Source organism: Pseudomonas sp. G.S.17, assembly GCF_038096165.1.
GTDB lineage: Bacteria > Pseudomonadota > Gammaproteobacteria > Pseudomonadales > Pseudomonadaceae > Aquipseudomonas.
On sequence record NZ_CP151076.1, the window covers coordinates 3,006,495 to 3,020,690 of the forward strand.

A 14,196-nucleotide genomic window follows, 5' to 3' on the forward strand; every position below is an offset into this window, starting at 1 on the left:
TATGCATTCTCGTCTGACGTTCTGCTCATGCGTGTTCCTCGCTCTAGTCAGCCTGCAGTCCCACGCTGAGGGGATTGAAGTGGTGACCGAAGACTCTATGTACGCGTACCCTCGTGACGGCAAGATCGTCGGTCCGGGTACTCGCATTGTCGAAGAAACCTTGCGAGGCGCCGCGCTGACTGACTATAGCCTCACGCTATACCCATGGGCACGGGCCTACGAAAAGGCTTTGCATGAGCCTAACGTCCTGATCTATCCCTTGACGCGTACCGCGATCCGCGAAGAGTTGTTCAAGTGGGTGGGCGAGATCCACAGGGTTACGATCAAATTTTACAAATTACGTGGGCGCACCGGTATTACGTTGAACAGCCTTGAAGATGCCAAACGCTACACTGTCGGCGTGGTGCGTAACGATACCAAGCAGACTTTCCTGGAGCTGCAAGGGTTCACTCGCCTGGTTGTGTCAAACGATAATCGCGATAACTTTCAAAAACTGCTCAATCAGCAAGTCCAGCTACTCCCGATGTCAGAGCCCGCAGCACGTCTGGTCAGTGAAGCCGCGCAGGTAGAATTTGACTCGCTGGAGGCAATCTATTCGATCGACGAGCAGCCCGCCAGGATATACATGGCGTTCAGTCGAGGCACATCGGACGAAATGGTCGACCAGGTCCGGCGCTCATTCGAGCAGCTTGAAGCCTCAGGGGCAGTGGCTCGAATAATGAATGAAGATCGTCCTTCAAAGCTCAAGAACTGAGCGACTGTTGCCTGAGGCCTATATTTTCAGTTACCGCTTCCCGTTCTTTGGCACTGGCCTCGACTGACGGGTTTAACCCATCCCGCTGCTGTGCGTTCCAAAGCTCCAGGGTCGACTTTACAAGCGCTTGAGGCAGCGTACTTGAAACGATCTTCTGCATCTCTTGGTTTATTTGATTTTGCAATGTTTGATCGATGCGTGTGCGTAATAATCGCGCACGGAAATCACGTTGCAGCGAGGGCATTAACAATGACCGGCGACCATTTGACTGGACTGCCTATCACCTTTTGCGAAGCCATGGACTCGCGCTCGCGACGCAATGATCAGACTTAGCAGTAGCAGCAATAATAAGACCCAAGGAAAAGAACCTACCCCCCACAGGCCGAGCAAAACACCACCCAGTAGGCCACCGCCTGCGATAGCGCTGTTCCAGACAACGACATTCATCGAAAGCGCTACGTCAGCGCCCTCCCCGGCTGAGTCGGCGAGCGCGGTTTGCAAAAGCGTCGCGGCACCACCGAAAGTCAGTCCCCAGATAAAAACCCCGACGTAAATGGCCGAGGCGGAACCTGAAAACAAGCCAAAGAAAACCGAAACCGCTGCGAAGGTTGCGAGACTGGCTAACACTGTCTTGCGCAGATGACAATCAACCAGCCGCCCCGTTATCCAGATGCCCACCAGCGCCGCAACACCAAATGCCAGCAATACCAAATCAACGTCATTCGCCAACCCAGCTTGGGAAACAAAGGGAGCGACGTAGGTATAAAGAATGTTGTGAGCCAGCATCCAGGTGAAGACGACCCCCAGCACCGAGCGCACGCCGGGTGCGAAAAAGACCTGACGCAACGCCATGCGCTGTGAGGAGGATTGGCCAGGGTAGTCCGGCACCTTGATCAGCACCCACGCTGTTTAGGACTGAGATAAATCCACAGGGGAAACTAAGATAATTGCGGGATAAAGCGAGGGATAGTGGTTGCGAGTGGGATGGGTACTGCAATAACGTTGCGCGAGGTGCAATTCTGGGGAGCCCGGCCAGATGGTGCTGGCCGGGGTGTAAATCCTACTATCTAGGGCAGCTCTTCCTCTTCTGGCGGCGCGAATAGATCGTGCTGGTCTCGGGCAATAATTGCCAGGCGCATCCGTTTCACTACTGCGTAAACATGCTGGACCGACACACCGTGCTTTGTTGCCACTTCATGGTGATTTCGACCAGTCCAGTCATCGAAGATCTTCTGATGCAGCTTCGACGCCTGGATGCAAACGCCTTTGGGGACATAGACCACCTGGCCGCCCCAAAGGTGAGCGAAGAGCATCGTAATCTCAATGCTCGTTGCTTCTGCCAATTCCGCGTTAACCCCCAGCGTCTGCTGGATTACCTTCGCAATCGGCGCGACTGTCTCGCTCAAAAGGTCACTACCTCGGATCGTGCTCATTGCTGGACTCTCCCCATCCACTGTTTCAAGGTTTCAATTACATGGCTCGCCTGCGGGACTGTCAGCCATTGCAGCGCCTGCACCTTGGCCATGGTCATCACATACTTTGCCAATGCGGCTTCAGACGGGTCTCGAACAACACCCATCTCGTGTAGCTCCAGCCAAAGCGACCGGATCTTTTGTGCTTGCGGGTCAGCTGCCAAGGTGCGCGCTGGTTTTTTGTTTGGACGAACCTTGAAGCCTTTCAATTTGAGCTGTTCCAAAACCAACCTAAGGTTTGGAACGCTCAGATCGGCCGTGGATGTCGCACCGCCCAATCCCTTCATGCTTTTGAGCATGAGGCCGTATGTGTCGCGATCCATGCCCAGCTCACGTCGCGCCACGTGGATAAGCTTGATCAGCTTCAAGCGTTCGTCCGTCTTCATGCTTCTGCTCCCAGTAATGCTGCGATGCGGCCCTCACCGTCCTCTTTACTCAGGATCCCCAGCAACACGTCACTGTTGATCCTGCCAATTTGCTCCTGGTGTAGCTGCTGCGCGGTCATGCGGGATCTGACCTTCTTGGGTTCCGACTGATGCACCTTGGCGGCAAGCGCAGGATCATTGGCAATGCCGAACACCACGGCCCGCAAGTAATGGTGATTGTCCAGCGGCAAGCTAAGCCGCTCCCGCTGGGCAAGCATTTGATCAATCCCAGCCGTCCACATAGCCGGACTGGCCGGTTTCGCCTCGGCGGTCCTGGCATCGCGAGTAACCGTCCCAGCGTTGATGGCGGTCATCAGCTCCTCAACCAGCTTGATGGCCCGAGTGGTGCGCAGCCCACGCTTGGCCGGACTGAACAAACGCAAGTAGCCAAGTATCGCTCGACCCAGGCGCGGCTCGATATCGGCAAACTGAGCAGCCAGACGCTTACCCTCGTCATCGAGAAACCCGGCTTCCAGTGGAAACTGTTCGCCGCAGCAAGGGCATTGAACGCGCATCTCAGACTCCTGCAGTCAAGCGGGCACGAGGCTGGTGATTCACCGCCTGGTGCAACTGGGCAGACTGACCGGCTTGATAGCCAGCATCTGCGGCAACCTCATCGCGTGACTTGAGTTTTCGACGCTTGACTTCGAAGCTCTCCAGCCCTGGGTGGTTTTTCTTCACAAACGCCTCGATTGCCTCAGCGATATTGTCCTCAACACCGGCAAAAGCATCGATTTTTATCAGTACCGCATCGATCCAGGCGTTCGCAAATGCATCGCCGCGAGCCACTTTCGTGGATCGTTTGCAGCGCTTCTGAGTATCTAGGTACTCACGTCGCGCCTTTTGCAGCTGGCGGGCCAGCACTTGATAGGCGTAACCGGTCAATTCTGGTGCTGCTGAGCAGCCGATCAGGAGAAAACGTGCGGCTCTGAACCTGCCGGTGGTAACGATCACCTTGGTGCCGAAGGCCAGCGTGGCGACCTGCACAAGTCGAACTCGCCATGCAGGCGGTGGACCTTCAGAGCCTGCGAGTATTGAAACCTCGCACGCCATGCTGGCAAGGACATCACCTTGCTCCAGGTTGTATTTCTCCATCAGCAGGCGTGCTTGGCGCAGGGCAGTCTCAGCCTCATGAGGGTTGCTGGTTTTGGACTTGGCCATCTCCAAACACTTTTTGATCTTGTCGAGAATGCGGTTCTCTTCCATGTCACACCCCCGCAATATCAAGGCTGATGGCACGATACTGGTCGGACTCGCCGATCCGCTCATACACGCGGATATAGGACTTGGAGCCGACCACCTGGCACGCTTCGCCGATCGCCTGCATTGCTCGCTGCCAGCGTTCGTCCTTGATATCCAAGCGGCGCAGCGCAAGCACGCGGGCGGTGCGGATTTCGCCCTGGGAGTCGGTGCGGAATGCGTCGTTGGCGAGTGTGGCCACCTCTGGGCGCGCTCCCTGCGTCCAGTCACGCAGACATTCGTCGATCAGGGCGCGTGCCGCCTGCAGTCTTTCGTCAAAAGCGATCGATTCCTGCACCGACCGTTGAATTTTGAAGCGGCCATCGAAGCTATAAAGGGTGACATTGCCCTTCTTTCCACCAAGTGTAATGCCGTACTGCTCGGCGCTCAGTTCGATAAAAGCCTCGATATCTCCGAACGCGGCGGCTTTGAGGTTGGCCAGCTCGCCGCTGAGTTTATTGGCGGAGCCCACCAACTGACGAACCAGGCGATCACGCTCTATATCGATAGGCTTGATCAGACTTTCGGGAACCATACGGCCTTGGGCGTCCTGCCAAAAGCCCGCAGGCACTGAAAGGTTTGGGGAGTCATTCATTATCTTCATCCTTACTGTTGGTGGCGCAGTCGCGGCTTGGGCTAATCGTCCATCGTACGGGCTTGGGTTCTACGCAATCGCATGTAGCCAGATCCATAGCGCAGTTCTCGCAACCGTTTGCCGGATCTAAGTGCGCCGAGATGCTCGGCGATTTTTGAATATTTTCGAGAAGCACGACGACATGATCCATCGCCTCACGCCAGAACATAGTCGGGGTGTCGGACTGAACCGCCGCGCGCATCGCGGTAATGGCGTTTCCCAAGGATTCACTCTTCACGGGCTTCTCCAGCTGACGATTCGGGCAAGTCGTTGCTCGCGTTTTTGAGCACGTCGACGATGTTGTTGATGCCCAGGGCGTAGCTCTCTGGTTTGTTTTCCGTTGCGGCAGAAAGCCGCTTAACCGCGTCTGCAATGCCCTTGGCGCTATAAAGTTGCTGTCCAAAAGACTCAACAAGGTCGAGCGCGAACTGACGCCCCTGCAGCAGGAGATATTGGTCGGTGACTTGCCGAGTGCTTACGCCCATTTCATGCGCTCCATCAGCTCAATAGCGGCCTGTTCGGGGTTTTCGATGTCGCCATAGGACAGGCTGCGAACGAAGTCTTCGAGCGCGCCCAGGGCGGTCAATGCGTGCCCATCAGCCCAGGCAACAACTTGACCACCATGGATCGGGGTTTGCAGTTCGACAGATTTCGGGTTTTTCACCACGAACGTTTGATAGTTAGCACTCACTGGTCTTGCTCCTTCACCAGGGAAAACCATGTGACGCAGATTCCGCGAATCTTGACCGAGTGGCGCGTTTCGCCACCCTGCGTCTTGCTGCTTTGGCTGCGAATTTCGTGCGCAAAGCGACGTGCAATGACGTCGATATCGTCACTCGATACCACGATGCGGTTGTCGAGAAATCGAAGCGCCTGGATCGCGACACCAGCGTTGCGGATATCGCGGGTCAGGTCATTGAATGTCGAAAGCAGTGGCTGAAACTCGGGAGCCAACAGGCTCAGTCGTGGCTTAGGCCGGGCTGGCACCAAGGAAAGATGAGTCATGTCAGACCCCCTTCACGATGTCGGCGTTAACCACGGGCACGCCCAGCTCGGCCGCAAGGTTCATCGCGGCAATTACCAAGTTGCCGATGGCCAGCGGGTACAGGAGCGAGACAGACTCATCACGGCCACCGCGTCGCCCTGTCTGTGACAGTCGAGCAGCAACGGCCTGGATGCCGCTTTCGTCGATGATTTCGCGCAAGTCTTTACCTGCACGCTCGAAACGAAACCACAAGAACTCGTCGAGACGGCTGCCTTCTATCGGGGGTAGCGTCACACGCTCGCAGCGCTGCACAACTTCACGCACGTCAGCGTTGCGCTCGCTCAGTTTTACCCCCAGTTCCGGCTGGCCGATCATGATGATGCTGACCAGTTTGGTAAAACCGATCTCCAGCTCCAGGATGCGCTTGAGATGCTTGAGCGTCGGGATCGGCAGGCTGTGCGCCTCCTCGATGACCAAGCAGTGCCGATAACCAGCGGCGTGGGATTCTTTCAGGACGCGGTGTAGCTGGGCAAAGCGTGCCTCAGGGCTGCTTTTCGCTCTTTCCAGTGGCGCGACCGCAGCCATCATTGACTCAGCGATGTGAGTGCTCTTTAGCGATTTACCCTTGGTGTCATTGTCTTCGGACGCGAGCACATACGGTTCGATGATGATTACCAGGTCGTTGTTTTCCTGAATGCGGTTAATCAGATCACGGCGCAACGTGCTTTTGCCTGCGCCTGATTCGCCCTCAATGGCCAGGAAGCCGCCGTGCCGAGCGACCTGGTACATGGCCTCGCGGACGTAGCGAATATCAGGGCTGACCCACATGTCTTTGGCGCTCTGCAGCTCGTCAAAGGGGTCGCGAAACAGTCCAAATACCTTGCGGGTCGATGCCTTGAGTGTTTGTTTTGGTAGTAGCATGGGTTCGTCCTCCCCGGACGGCTCTTCATTTAGGGCCGGACCTGCCGTGTTGACGCACGGCAGGTCCACTTTTTCAAACGCATCGGCGATGTCGGAATCGTTGGCCCCTGACTCGACCAGGAACGCTCGAATGCGTCCCTGTAAGTCGGCACTGTCCAAGCTGCGAGGCCATTGACCATGGTTAATCAGTTGGGCGATGGTGGCCGCACTGAGCTTCAGCGACTCGGCCAGAGCGGACTGAGGTCGCCCCAGCCCTTTCAGCACTTGCTTTAGCTTCAACATCATTCGCCTCCAGCTGCAGAGCGCACCAGGCTGAGCGGCTGGCGTATCACCTCTGCTGGACGGTTCAGCTCAGCCTCAATGGCATCGAGCTGTTCAGGCGGCACGCCTTCAGGGAATCGTTTCTGCAGCCAGGAGAAGGTTTCCCCTGACCACGTAGAACCCAATCGGACGCGAAGAAGCTTGGCTGCCTCCACGTGCGTGAGTGGCGCATGGTCAACCGTGGGCACGTTAACGCTCAACGAAGTGCCACGGCGCGGCATGTAGGCAGGAAGAACGGTGTCGGTGATGTGCTTGTGCGGGTCGATCATGCCGCCAAACGGTAGGGTCTTGGCCTTGCGTGCTGCCTTGGCGTCCTCCTCGTTGGTTGTGCCTGTGGCGAGCTGCTCCAATACTTTGCGAGAGAGCTGGGCTGGCGTCTGGGCATGGCTTTTGAAGCTTTCGCCGATAGTTGCAGATCCTTCGGAGAAGCCGAACTGATCCACGTCGAGACGCTCGACCACGTGGTAGTGCTCGCGCCCGTCTTCGCCGATCTGCAATACCAACGCCGCGTCCTTGTCTCTCCAGCAGTTACGGGTCACCAGCAATTTCTCGCCGACCATGACGCCTGGAACTTTGCTCACATCGAACTGAGCACCTCGGAAGGAGATGCGCATCAGGGTCGTGACCTTGCGCTCTTCAGGCGTGCTGACCGCCAGCTCACGGCAGACCGCAACACTCGGCGCCAGGCGCAGGTGGTCAGCTTTGATCAGCTGCCAAACGCCGTAGCGAGTGCGTTTGGTTCGGGTGTGGATTGAGGTTGCGTTGTAAAAGCGCATCCACTGCCCAGCCCAATCGTTGATCTGTTCCAGGCTGGTGGCCGCTTGGAATTTCAAGGCGCTTTCGAATTCCCGCTCCACCAAGTTGTGTGCCTGTTCAACCTGGCCTTTGGCGCGGGCATTGCCTACCTGGTTGATGATCAGCTCGATAGACATGGCGCGGCACAGGTTGCGAAAAATGCCACTCGTCATCGCTGCACCTGGGTCGGTCATCAGCATCCACGGCACACCATGGAACGGATCTGACTCATGCCGCTTTTGCATGGCGTTGATCAGGACGTTGCAAAGGTTTTCCGAGGATTCGGCACCCAGCACATATTCCAGGTAAAGCGTGCCGCTGGTGTGGTCGGTGATGACATAGCGCCAAAGGCGCTGGCGCTCAATCTTCTTCAGGTTGGCGGGTTTGCCATCGTAGAACTCGGCAGGGTTCATCGCTCGTGCGCCGTCATCTGCCAAGTAATATTGGGTAGAGATGGACGCATCAACCTGCCAGACATGGTTGGGATGCTTGCTCGCGAGCGATACCGAGGGCGCGTCATGCAGCAGCTGTTCCGGGTGCAAAGTGTAAGCCCGCAAAGCGCGAGTGATTGCTCCGGTTGAAAGGGCTGTGAATACACCTGTTTTTTCGTCCAGACGCCCTGCGATGATCATGTTGTTGCTGCGCAGGCGTTCAACCGCACGCTCAACCGTCGACAACTGCTTGTTGTTGGCCCGGATCGACTCCAGAAGAACCGCCGAGATCAGTTGCGCTTCGTTCAGAGGCAGCGCGCTGCAGCCTGAATCGCTTCGGCGTTTACGTGGCTTGGTCATGGAGGTGTCCTTCAACTTGCGCTGTAAGGTCTGGATCGATACGCCCAGCTCGACTGCGCCTGCCTTGTAGATGGCAGTGCGCTGGCCATGCGGGGCGTTGGCTGCCTGTTGGGCAATCCGAGCCAAGAGCTGGGTTTGTACCGGCGTCATGGATTAAGCCTCGGCCGTGTTTAGCCAGACGGGCGTACTAACCAGGGCGTCGGTCAAATAAAACTCGCTACGGACGGCGGCAAGGGTCAGCTCAAGGTTCTGTATTAAGCCAGCCTGGAATGTGCGCTGGTCTTCGCCGGTTTCTTCGGCATGCTTCGAAAGCTCTGTGAGGGCTTCACGTAGCTCGCCAAGGATGCTGGATTCGACGGCAAAGGCTTGTCTGCCCGCTTCCTGCCGAATCATCTCGGTGACTTCGTTCGGGGCCAGCTTCTGAATGTGGCCCCGGACTTTCTCCAGCTCGATCTTGGTTTTATCCAGTTCCATGGTTTTCGCCGCCATAACTTCGCCCTGGGCGTCGTAGTCCGCGTTCACTTCGTCGAGGCGCAGGGTCAGTGCTTCTTTTTCCCTGGCGTGCTTGGCGATGATTTCTTCGGCAAGATCAATAAACGCGTCCTTGTCACCGGTTTTCGCGACCTCGATCAGGGCGGCCTGCTGGTCTTCCGGCAGGCGGCGGTATTGGCGCAGCTCTCTGTACCCAGCTCCAATTTGAGTCAGTTGTTGGAGGGCTTCTTCACCAAAAACGCCCAGGTTTCTCAGGTCCTCATCCACCTTGCTGGCGCTGGTTCCCAGCGCTCGACAAAAACCATCGAAAGTGCCGACGTCGGCAATTTCGTTGCCTTCGCTGTCGTAACCCTTTTGGCCCGAAAGAGCCCGGTACATCTTGCTTTCCTTGATGCTCTTGAGCTTTTGCAAACTCACGACGTCGGTAAATTTCGAGATTGCCCGGCTCATCTGAATTTGGCCTAGCATCTGATTTACCAAGTCACGCTCATCGCTGTGCGAGGACAGTAGGGTCGACATCAAATTCTGATTCGCGGTTAGCGTTTCGCCGTCCAGTGCGGGAAGTTCGATTTCGGGTGTGACTTCCAGTTTTGTACGCGCCATGGTGTTCCCCTTAGTTTGTCGAGCCAGCAGCAATGCGCTGGTTAATTTCTTGCATCCGGCCTTGCAGTCGCACCATGTGCTCGGCGTGGGCCTGGGCGATCTGCAGCATTCCAACCGAGTGTGCAAACCGTCCGTTGTCAAGCTTCATCGCGAGCCCTTCTTCAATAAGGGTTTGCATGGCGCGAGTAATATTGCTCGGGCTGTCGCCAGTCAGCTTTGCGAGCTCCGTATTGCTAAGCCCTGTGACGGTATGGCCTTTCAAGGCTTTCAGTACGCGCAAGACACGCGCTGACGCTGAGATGGTTGCGCTCATGGCTGCTCTCCAAAGTCGAGCTGTGGGTTGCTGCTCTGGCTTACGTTGCCCCGGTGCCAAGCAAGCGATTCCATTGCCGACTGAATAGCCGAGAGGGTCTCGTCGGCTTCGCTGTTTTTGGCGTAGAACGCCATCAGCTTTCCGGCTGCAGTGTTCAGCAGCTCTTGCAGAGCCTGCATGTCTTCGGCTGCGCATTTGCGGCCCGACGGGATTTCGATAGTGAGGCGACCAGCGCTGGCAGCGATCCAGCGGGTGATGTAGTCGCAGCCGCAAGCCTGTTCATAGGGGCGGATCATGCAGGCTGGCATGCGCGCCGTTTGCAGCCACTTGTAAACCGTCCAGTGATCAGTAACGCCCATCTCGTCGGAGATACGTTGCATGCCCTTGTTGTGCACTTCCCTTGCGTACTCCTTGCATAGCTCCATGGCGTTGCGCAAAGAGGTCGGACGAATCAATTTCCAGCGACGCTTGCTCATTGGAACGCCTCCAAAAACAGCTCTTCCAAACAAAGTCCGTGTTTGCGCCTATGCAAAGTGCTTGCACTGGATGCAATGTTTAGGGGTAAATTGACAAACGGAGTCATGACAATGACCACGCAGGAATTTGATGAATTGGCTGGCCGCATTGAGGGCATTGCCCGCAGCGTGATGATTCTGGCCGGAACGCTTCAACGTAACGGCTTGCTTGATGAGCAAAAGCTACAGGCAGATCTTCGGATTGCTGGTGAGCGGCTTCGTCTTGAGGTGCCGAATCGAGCAACGGTTGTGCAGACGCTTGAGGAAGTGGCTGATCAATTGCTTGCTGACTTTCGGTACGTGAAGACGGGAAAACGTAACCGCGACCAGTGACGGACCGGTGCATGTCGAAACCGAACTCGTAGGGTAAGGTGCCGTTCATGCTGCAATTGCCGCGAGTTGTTCGACAGAAAGCTTCATGCCCAGCTTCAAGGCGACTTCGTGACATTTGCCGCGATTGCCTTTGTATTGGCCACCGATTACGCAGTACACCTGGTGCCGGGTATAGCCGTTTGCCTCGGCCCAGCTTGAAATGGATACGCCTGCTGCACTGAAAAGCTCTCGGACCCGATCGGCGGTGTAGGGTTTCTTTTTAGGCGGCGGATAAGGGACGTTCATGGGCGGGTTCCTATGGGCGCTTAGATTGCTAATCAGTTAGTCGTTAGTGCGACACTGATTGGTGTGTGGCGATTATTGAGACATTAACGTCTCAGAGTCAAGGGACTTTTATGTCTGATAGCGTTGGCAGCCGCATCGCTCACGTACGCGGCGAGATGAAAATTGGAGCTTTTGCTGACCGCTTAGGAGTGAATCGAAAGACAATTACTAGATGGGAGGCAAACGACGCCTTGCCTGACGGGTCATCGCTCATGACGCTTCACACGCAATTCGGAACATCGCCAAGCTGGGTGCTCCTGGGTGATATCAGTCCGGAACCCTGGGCTTCCCCATTGACGGCTGAAGAGGCATTGCTGTTAGCCCGTTACCGTGAGAGCCCGTCAGCGCTCAGGGACGCAGCACTGCGCGTTTTACTTGGTGGGACATCCCCGCAGGCGCCGGGGCGCAAGTTCAAAGAAGTGGGCCAGTACATCGAAGGCTCTGTTGATCAGACCGGACTGACCTTGAATGTGGGCGGCAGCAGCAGAAGGAAGAAGTAGCTGTGAGGAGGGAGTTCCATGAAGGTATCGGCCAGTACACCGAGGGCGATATAAACAACTACGGCATCCAGATCAGTGTTGCCGGTAAGTTGGAGTCGCGTGGATTGGTGCCAGCCCAGAAGCAAGGTCTTTACGAGCTTGGGTTGAAATGCGTTGAGTTGGGAGCTGACTCGAAGGATATCTGGCGTCGCGTTTTTGCAGAGCTGAGCGTGAAGCAAATCGACGAGATTACCGCCAGCCAATTTCAGGACGCTCGCGCCGTGCTACAGGCGCGCCTGGATATGTTGGTGGATGAGGAGAACAAACGTAGGCTGGTCGGCAAAATTCTTCGTGCGGCAACCGAGAAGGACGCCAAAGCCGAACTGAACAACTTTTGTGATCTGGCCTTCGGGCGCACCCATCTCAACAACTTCCAGCGAGCCGACCTCCAGCGGGTTCTGGAATTTATCCAGGGTTTTCAGTTGCGCCCGCTCCCTGCGGACAAAAGCGTAATCCAACCAGACTCGGCAATTACATCTCGGCTCCCGCTTCGTGAGTTCCTTATCACCTATAAAGCAAATGCCTTCTGGCTGTTCATGTCTGGCATCATCGTAAGCAGATTCTGGTTTTCATAACCCGTGGGAGCTCCTGTGAAAGTATTAGTTTTGGTTTTGGCTTCTTTTGTGTCGATGGCAGCGAATGCGCAGCCAAACATCGCGGAAAAACTAACGGAATTGAGCCTAGATAGATCCCTAAAGGACAGCTCGCCAGAGGTAAGGCGTACGCAGGCCGCACTCATAAGAGGGCTGACCGTATGCGATTTCGAGAATGAGGAGAAGCTTGCCAATGTCGCATGGTTCATCACCAAAAAGATTCGCGAGAAGGATCAATACGCGGAGGCGACGGATATCATCGAAGGGGTTAACGCAGCGCTTTTGGGGGTAAAGGACAAGCAGGATTGCACTGAGTTGATGTCTTTGTATGCTGTGAATCGTATCGCTGGGAGCACCCATTCGGATGCGGTAGCTGGCGCTCGGGGACTTTACCGCGCCACGGGCATTGTTAAGTAATCAAGTCGAGCTTCCGCCTGCAGTCATCTCTTTAAACGCGATTAAAAGCACTCCTGACCCACGCCGCCGATTATGGCGGCGTGTGTATTTCTGGCATCCGCAATCACGACGGGTGCCCGGCAGGAGACGTGTATGCGACCCGAAAACCCCCGTGGTATCCGCAACTTCAATCCCGGCAACATCCGCCACGCCCGTGGCGTCCGCTGGCAGGGTCAAGCCGAAGTTCAAACTGACACCGCATTCGTCCAATTTAATGGCCCGCGCTGGGGTATTCGGGCGCTCGCCCGCGTTCTTATCACGTACCAGGACAAGCGGCGCGCTGGTGACGGCAGTCAGATCGACACTGTTCGCGAGATCATCGAACGCTGGGCTCCGCCTAACGAAAACGATACCAAGGCCTATGTGGCCACCGTTTCCCGCGTGCTGGGGATCGGCCCCGACGATGCCGTCGTCGATGTGTACAACTTCGAAACGATGCGCGACCTGGTTGTGGCGATCATCCGTCATGAAAATGGCCCAGGTCCGTTACCTGAGGGGCTGTGGTATGGCTACCCAATCATCTCCGATGGCCTGCAGCTAGCGGGGATTGTTCGGGGCGCGCAGCACGGTCGGCAGGCGGGTGCTCCAGCATGAAACTCATCCCTGAGTGGAAGCGCTGCTATCGCCTGTACAGCGTCCAGCTGGGGGTGCTGATCGCCTTCTTCGGCTTCGCCCAGGTAACGCTGTTGCCCATGTGGCAGGCCCAGCTTTCGCCCGATGCATACGCGACTGCCAACAGCCTCCTGGCTTTGCTGCTTTTCGTCGTGCGCCTGGTCAAGCAAGGCCCAGATCAGGAGTTCGCTTAATGCGCATACTCTTGATGGGAGTCGCTTTAGGGGTACTGGCGCGGTCGTGTGTCGAGCTGGCACGGTCATGCGTCGCGCTCGTCATTCCTGCCCCTTGCCGAGAGGTCTGCCCGCTTGCCAGTGCCGGAAGGCCATTTGCCTCACCTGGTATTGCCGCGCCGGGGCCTTGGGGACACCACTCACCGCTCCCTCAATACCGTCTCGCCAAAACCGGCACAGCGAGTGCCAAGCGCCGCGCACGAAAGGCTCGGTTCTGGCAGGGAGACGGCCATGGTCGCCCTTGAAGCCGCTTTGAAATGGTTACTGACGCGTTGGCAGATTGTCCTGGTCATTGCCGTCGTGGTGCTCGTGTACCTGTACGGCCAATCGAAATGGACGGACGGCTACAAGAAAGCGGAAGCCGAAGGCGCTGCCAGGTTCAGTCAGCTGGAAGCCAAGCATGCGGAAGCCGCCTTGCAGGCCGCAACTCAAACCCAGAGCGATCTGCTGCGCCAGGTCACCCGCGCCCAGGCTGCCGAGGAATCACTATTCCAGCAATTCGGCATGCACGCCGACGACGTTAAGCAGCTGCAGGAGCGAATTCCCCATGTCACCACTCAATACAAAACATCAGTGGCGGCGGCTCCTCAGCCTATCCCTCATTGCGTTTTCACTGCTGGCTGGCTGCGCGACTACAACGCCGCCCTTGGTGTGCCCGCCGCCAGTTCGACTACCGCTACCAGTGCTTCTGCAAAAGCGGCCAGCGCCGCCCCCAGCACTGACGCCGAACTATTGGAAAGTGGCGTTACCCCTGCAGACATTCTTGCTCATGCCCAGGACTACGGGCGCTGGGCCCGAGACAACCTGGCTCAACTCAACTCGCTGCTCGACCTGCAAAAGGACTGA

General features: G+C 56.7%; 24 protein-coding genes and 1 pseudogene. 8 read left to right on the top strand and 17 right to left on the bottom strand.

Annotation, left to right across the window (positions count from 1 at the left end):
- Nucleotide 1 precedes the first annotated feature (1 nt).
- The gene (locus AABC73_RS13900; protein WP_341524072.1) at nucleotides 2-754 is read left to right on the top strand and encodes an ABC transporter substrate-binding protein; all 753 of its coding nucleotides are present in this window, start codon (nucleotides 2-4) and stop codon (nucleotides 752-754) included.
- Here AABC73_RS13900 and AABC73_RS13905 read toward each other — a convergent pair.
- From AABC73_RS13905 to AABC73_RS13980, 16 genes and pseudogenes are all read right to left on the bottom strand, one after another.
- The gene (locus tag AABC73_RS13905; protein WP_341524073.1) at nucleotides 744-998 is read right to left on the bottom strand and encodes a hypothetical protein; all 255 of its coding nucleotides are present in this window, start codon (nucleotides 996-998) and stop codon (nucleotides 744-746) included. The genes AABC73_RS13900 and AABC73_RS13905 overlap by 11 nt on opposite strands.
- Nucleotides 998-1,657, bottom strand: a pseudogene (locus tag AABC73_RS13910) (MFS transporter); the annotation flags it as partial. The pseudogene AABC73_RS13910 and the gene AABC73_RS13905, both read right to left, overlap by 1 nt.
- Nucleotides 1,658-1,821: 164 nt before the next feature.
- On the bottom strand, nucleotides 1,822-2,187 hold the full coding sequence (locus AABC73_RS13915; RefSeq protein ID WP_341524074.1) for a Mor transcription activator family protein: 366 nt from the start codon (nucleotides 2,185-2,187) through the stop codon (nucleotides 1,822-1,824).
- Nucleotides 2,184-2,612, bottom strand: coding sequence for a regulatory protein GemA (locus AABC73_RS13920; protein ID WP_083359057.1), 429 nt, complete (start codon nucleotides 2,610-2,612; stop codon nucleotides 2,184-2,186). Before AABC73_RS13920 ends, AABC73_RS13915 begins: the two co-directional genes overlap by 4 nt.
- Nucleotides 2,609-3,166 (bottom strand): hypothetical protein, encoded by a 558-nt coding sequence (locus AABC73_RS13925; RefSeq protein WP_341524075.1) that lies wholly within the window; start codon nucleotides 3,164-3,166, stop codon nucleotides 2,609-2,611. Before AABC73_RS13925 ends, AABC73_RS13920 begins: the two co-directional genes overlap by 4 nt.
- A 1-nt stretch (nucleotide 3,167) precedes the next feature.
- The gene (locus tag AABC73_RS13930) at nucleotides 3,168-3,857 is read right to left on the bottom strand and encodes a DUF2786 domain-containing protein (RefSeq protein ID WP_341524076.1); all 690 of its coding nucleotides are present in this window, start codon (nucleotides 3,855-3,857) and stop codon (nucleotides 3,168-3,170) included.
- Nucleotide 3,858: 1 nt separating this feature from the next.
- Nucleotides 3,859-4,485, bottom strand: a complete 627-nt coding sequence (locus tag AABC73_RS13935; RefSeq protein ID WP_341524077.1) for a DUF3164 family protein — start codon at nucleotides 4,483-4,485, stop codon at nucleotides 3,859-3,861.
- Nucleotides 4,478-4,762, bottom strand: coding sequence for a hypothetical protein (locus tag AABC73_RS13940; protein ID WP_341524078.1), 285 nt, complete (start codon nucleotides 4,760-4,762; stop codon nucleotides 4,478-4,480). Before AABC73_RS13940 ends, AABC73_RS13935 begins: the two co-directional genes overlap by 8 nt.
- Nucleotides 4,752-5,009 (bottom strand): hypothetical protein, encoded by a 258-nt coding sequence (locus AABC73_RS13945; RefSeq protein WP_341524080.1) that lies wholly within the window; start codon nucleotides 5,007-5,009, stop codon nucleotides 4,752-4,754. The genes AABC73_RS13940 and AABC73_RS13945 overlap by 11 nt, the downstream gene beginning before the upstream one ends.
- Nucleotides 5,000-5,215 carry a hypothetical protein gene (locus AABC73_RS13950; protein WP_341524081.1) on the bottom strand — a complete coding sequence of 72 codons (216 nt, stop codon included), beginning with the start codon at nucleotides 5,213-5,215 and terminating at the stop codon, nucleotides 5,000-5,002. The genes AABC73_RS13945 and AABC73_RS13950 overlap by 10 nt, the downstream gene beginning before the upstream one ends.
- Nucleotides 5,212-5,529, bottom strand: a complete 318-nt coding sequence (locus AABC73_RS13955; protein WP_341524082.1) for a hypothetical protein — start codon at nucleotides 5,527-5,529, stop codon at nucleotides 5,212-5,214. Before AABC73_RS13955 ends, AABC73_RS13950 begins: the two co-directional genes overlap by 4 nt.
- A 1-nt stretch (nucleotide 5,530) precedes the next feature.
- Nucleotides 5,531-6,712, bottom strand: coding sequence for an AAA family ATPase (locus tag AABC73_RS13960; protein WP_341524083.1), 1,182 nt, complete (start codon nucleotides 6,710-6,712; stop codon nucleotides 5,531-5,533).
- Nucleotides 6,712-8,487 carry an integrase gene (locus tag AABC73_RS13965; protein WP_341524084.1) on the bottom strand — a complete coding sequence of 592 codons (1,776 nt, stop codon included), beginning with the start codon at nucleotides 8,485-8,487 and terminating at the stop codon, nucleotides 6,712-6,714. Before AABC73_RS13965 ends, AABC73_RS13960 begins: the two co-directional genes overlap by 1 nt.
- Before the next feature lie 3 nt (nucleotides 8,488-8,490).
- Nucleotides 8,491-9,432, bottom strand: a complete 942-nt coding sequence (locus AABC73_RS13970) for a hypothetical protein (RefSeq protein ID WP_341524085.1) — start codon at nucleotides 9,430-9,432, stop codon at nucleotides 8,491-8,493.
- Nucleotides 9,433-9,442: 10 nt separating this feature from the next.
- Nucleotides 9,443-9,745, bottom strand: a complete 303-nt coding sequence (locus tag AABC73_RS13975; protein ID WP_341524086.1) for a helix-turn-helix domain-containing protein — start codon at nucleotides 9,743-9,745, stop codon at nucleotides 9,443-9,445.
- Nucleotides 9,742-10,221: a hypothetical protein gene (locus tag AABC73_RS13980; protein WP_083359070.1), complete on the bottom strand. Its 480-nt coding sequence runs from the start codon at nucleotides 10,219-10,221 to the stop codon at nucleotides 9,742-9,744. The genes AABC73_RS13975 and AABC73_RS13980 overlap by 4 nt, the downstream gene beginning before the upstream one ends.
- A 111-nt stretch (nucleotides 10,222-10,332) precedes the next feature.
- Between AABC73_RS13980 and AABC73_RS13985 the strand changes: the two genes are divergently transcribed.
- Entirely contained in the window at nucleotides 10,333-10,593 is a 261-nt protein-coding gene (locus tag AABC73_RS13985; protein WP_083359071.1) for a hypothetical protein, read from the top strand.
- Nucleotides 10,594-10,638: 45 nt separating this feature from the next.
- On the opposite strand, the gene AABC73_RS13990 is transcribed toward AABC73_RS13985, so the two are convergent.
- A complete protein-coding gene (locus AABC73_RS13990) occupies nucleotides 10,639-10,878 on the bottom strand; it encodes a DNA-binding protein (RefSeq protein ID WP_341524087.1) in 240 nt (79 codons plus the stop codon).
- A gap of 110 nt (nucleotides 10,879-10,988) precedes the next feature.
- Here AABC73_RS13990 and AABC73_RS13995 point away from each other — a divergent pair, with 110 nt between their 5' ends.
- From AABC73_RS13995 to AABC73_RS14020, 6 genes are all read left to right on the top strand, one after another.
- Nucleotides 10,989-11,417, top strand: coding sequence for a helix-turn-helix domain-containing protein (locus AABC73_RS13995; RefSeq protein WP_341524088.1), 429 nt, complete (start codon nucleotides 10,989-10,991; stop codon nucleotides 11,415-11,417).
- Nucleotides 11,418-11,419: 2 nt separating this feature from the next.
- Entirely contained in the window at nucleotides 11,420-12,031 is a 612-nt protein-coding gene (locus AABC73_RS14000) for a hypothetical protein (protein ID WP_341524089.1), read from the top strand.
- A gap of 15 nt (nucleotides 12,032-12,046) precedes the next feature.
- A complete protein-coding gene (locus AABC73_RS14005; protein WP_341524090.1) occupies nucleotides 12,047-12,466 on the top strand; it encodes a hypothetical protein in 420 nt (139 codons plus the stop codon).
- Nucleotides 12,467-12,598: 132 nt separating this feature from the next.
- Nucleotides 12,599-13,099, top strand: coding sequence for a structural protein (locus AABC73_RS14010; RefSeq protein WP_341524091.1), 501 nt, complete (start codon nucleotides 12,599-12,601; stop codon nucleotides 13,097-13,099).
- Entirely contained in the window at nucleotides 13,096-13,311 is a 216-nt protein-coding gene (locus AABC73_RS14015; RefSeq protein ID WP_341524092.1) for a hypothetical protein, read from the top strand. The genes AABC73_RS14010 and AABC73_RS14015 overlap by 4 nt, the downstream gene beginning before the upstream one ends.
- Nucleotides 13,312-13,581: 270 nt before the next feature.
- Nucleotides 13,582-14,196 (top strand): lysis protein, encoded by a 615-nt coding sequence (locus AABC73_RS14020; protein ID WP_341524093.1) that lies wholly within the window; start codon nucleotides 13,582-13,584, stop codon nucleotides 14,194-14,196.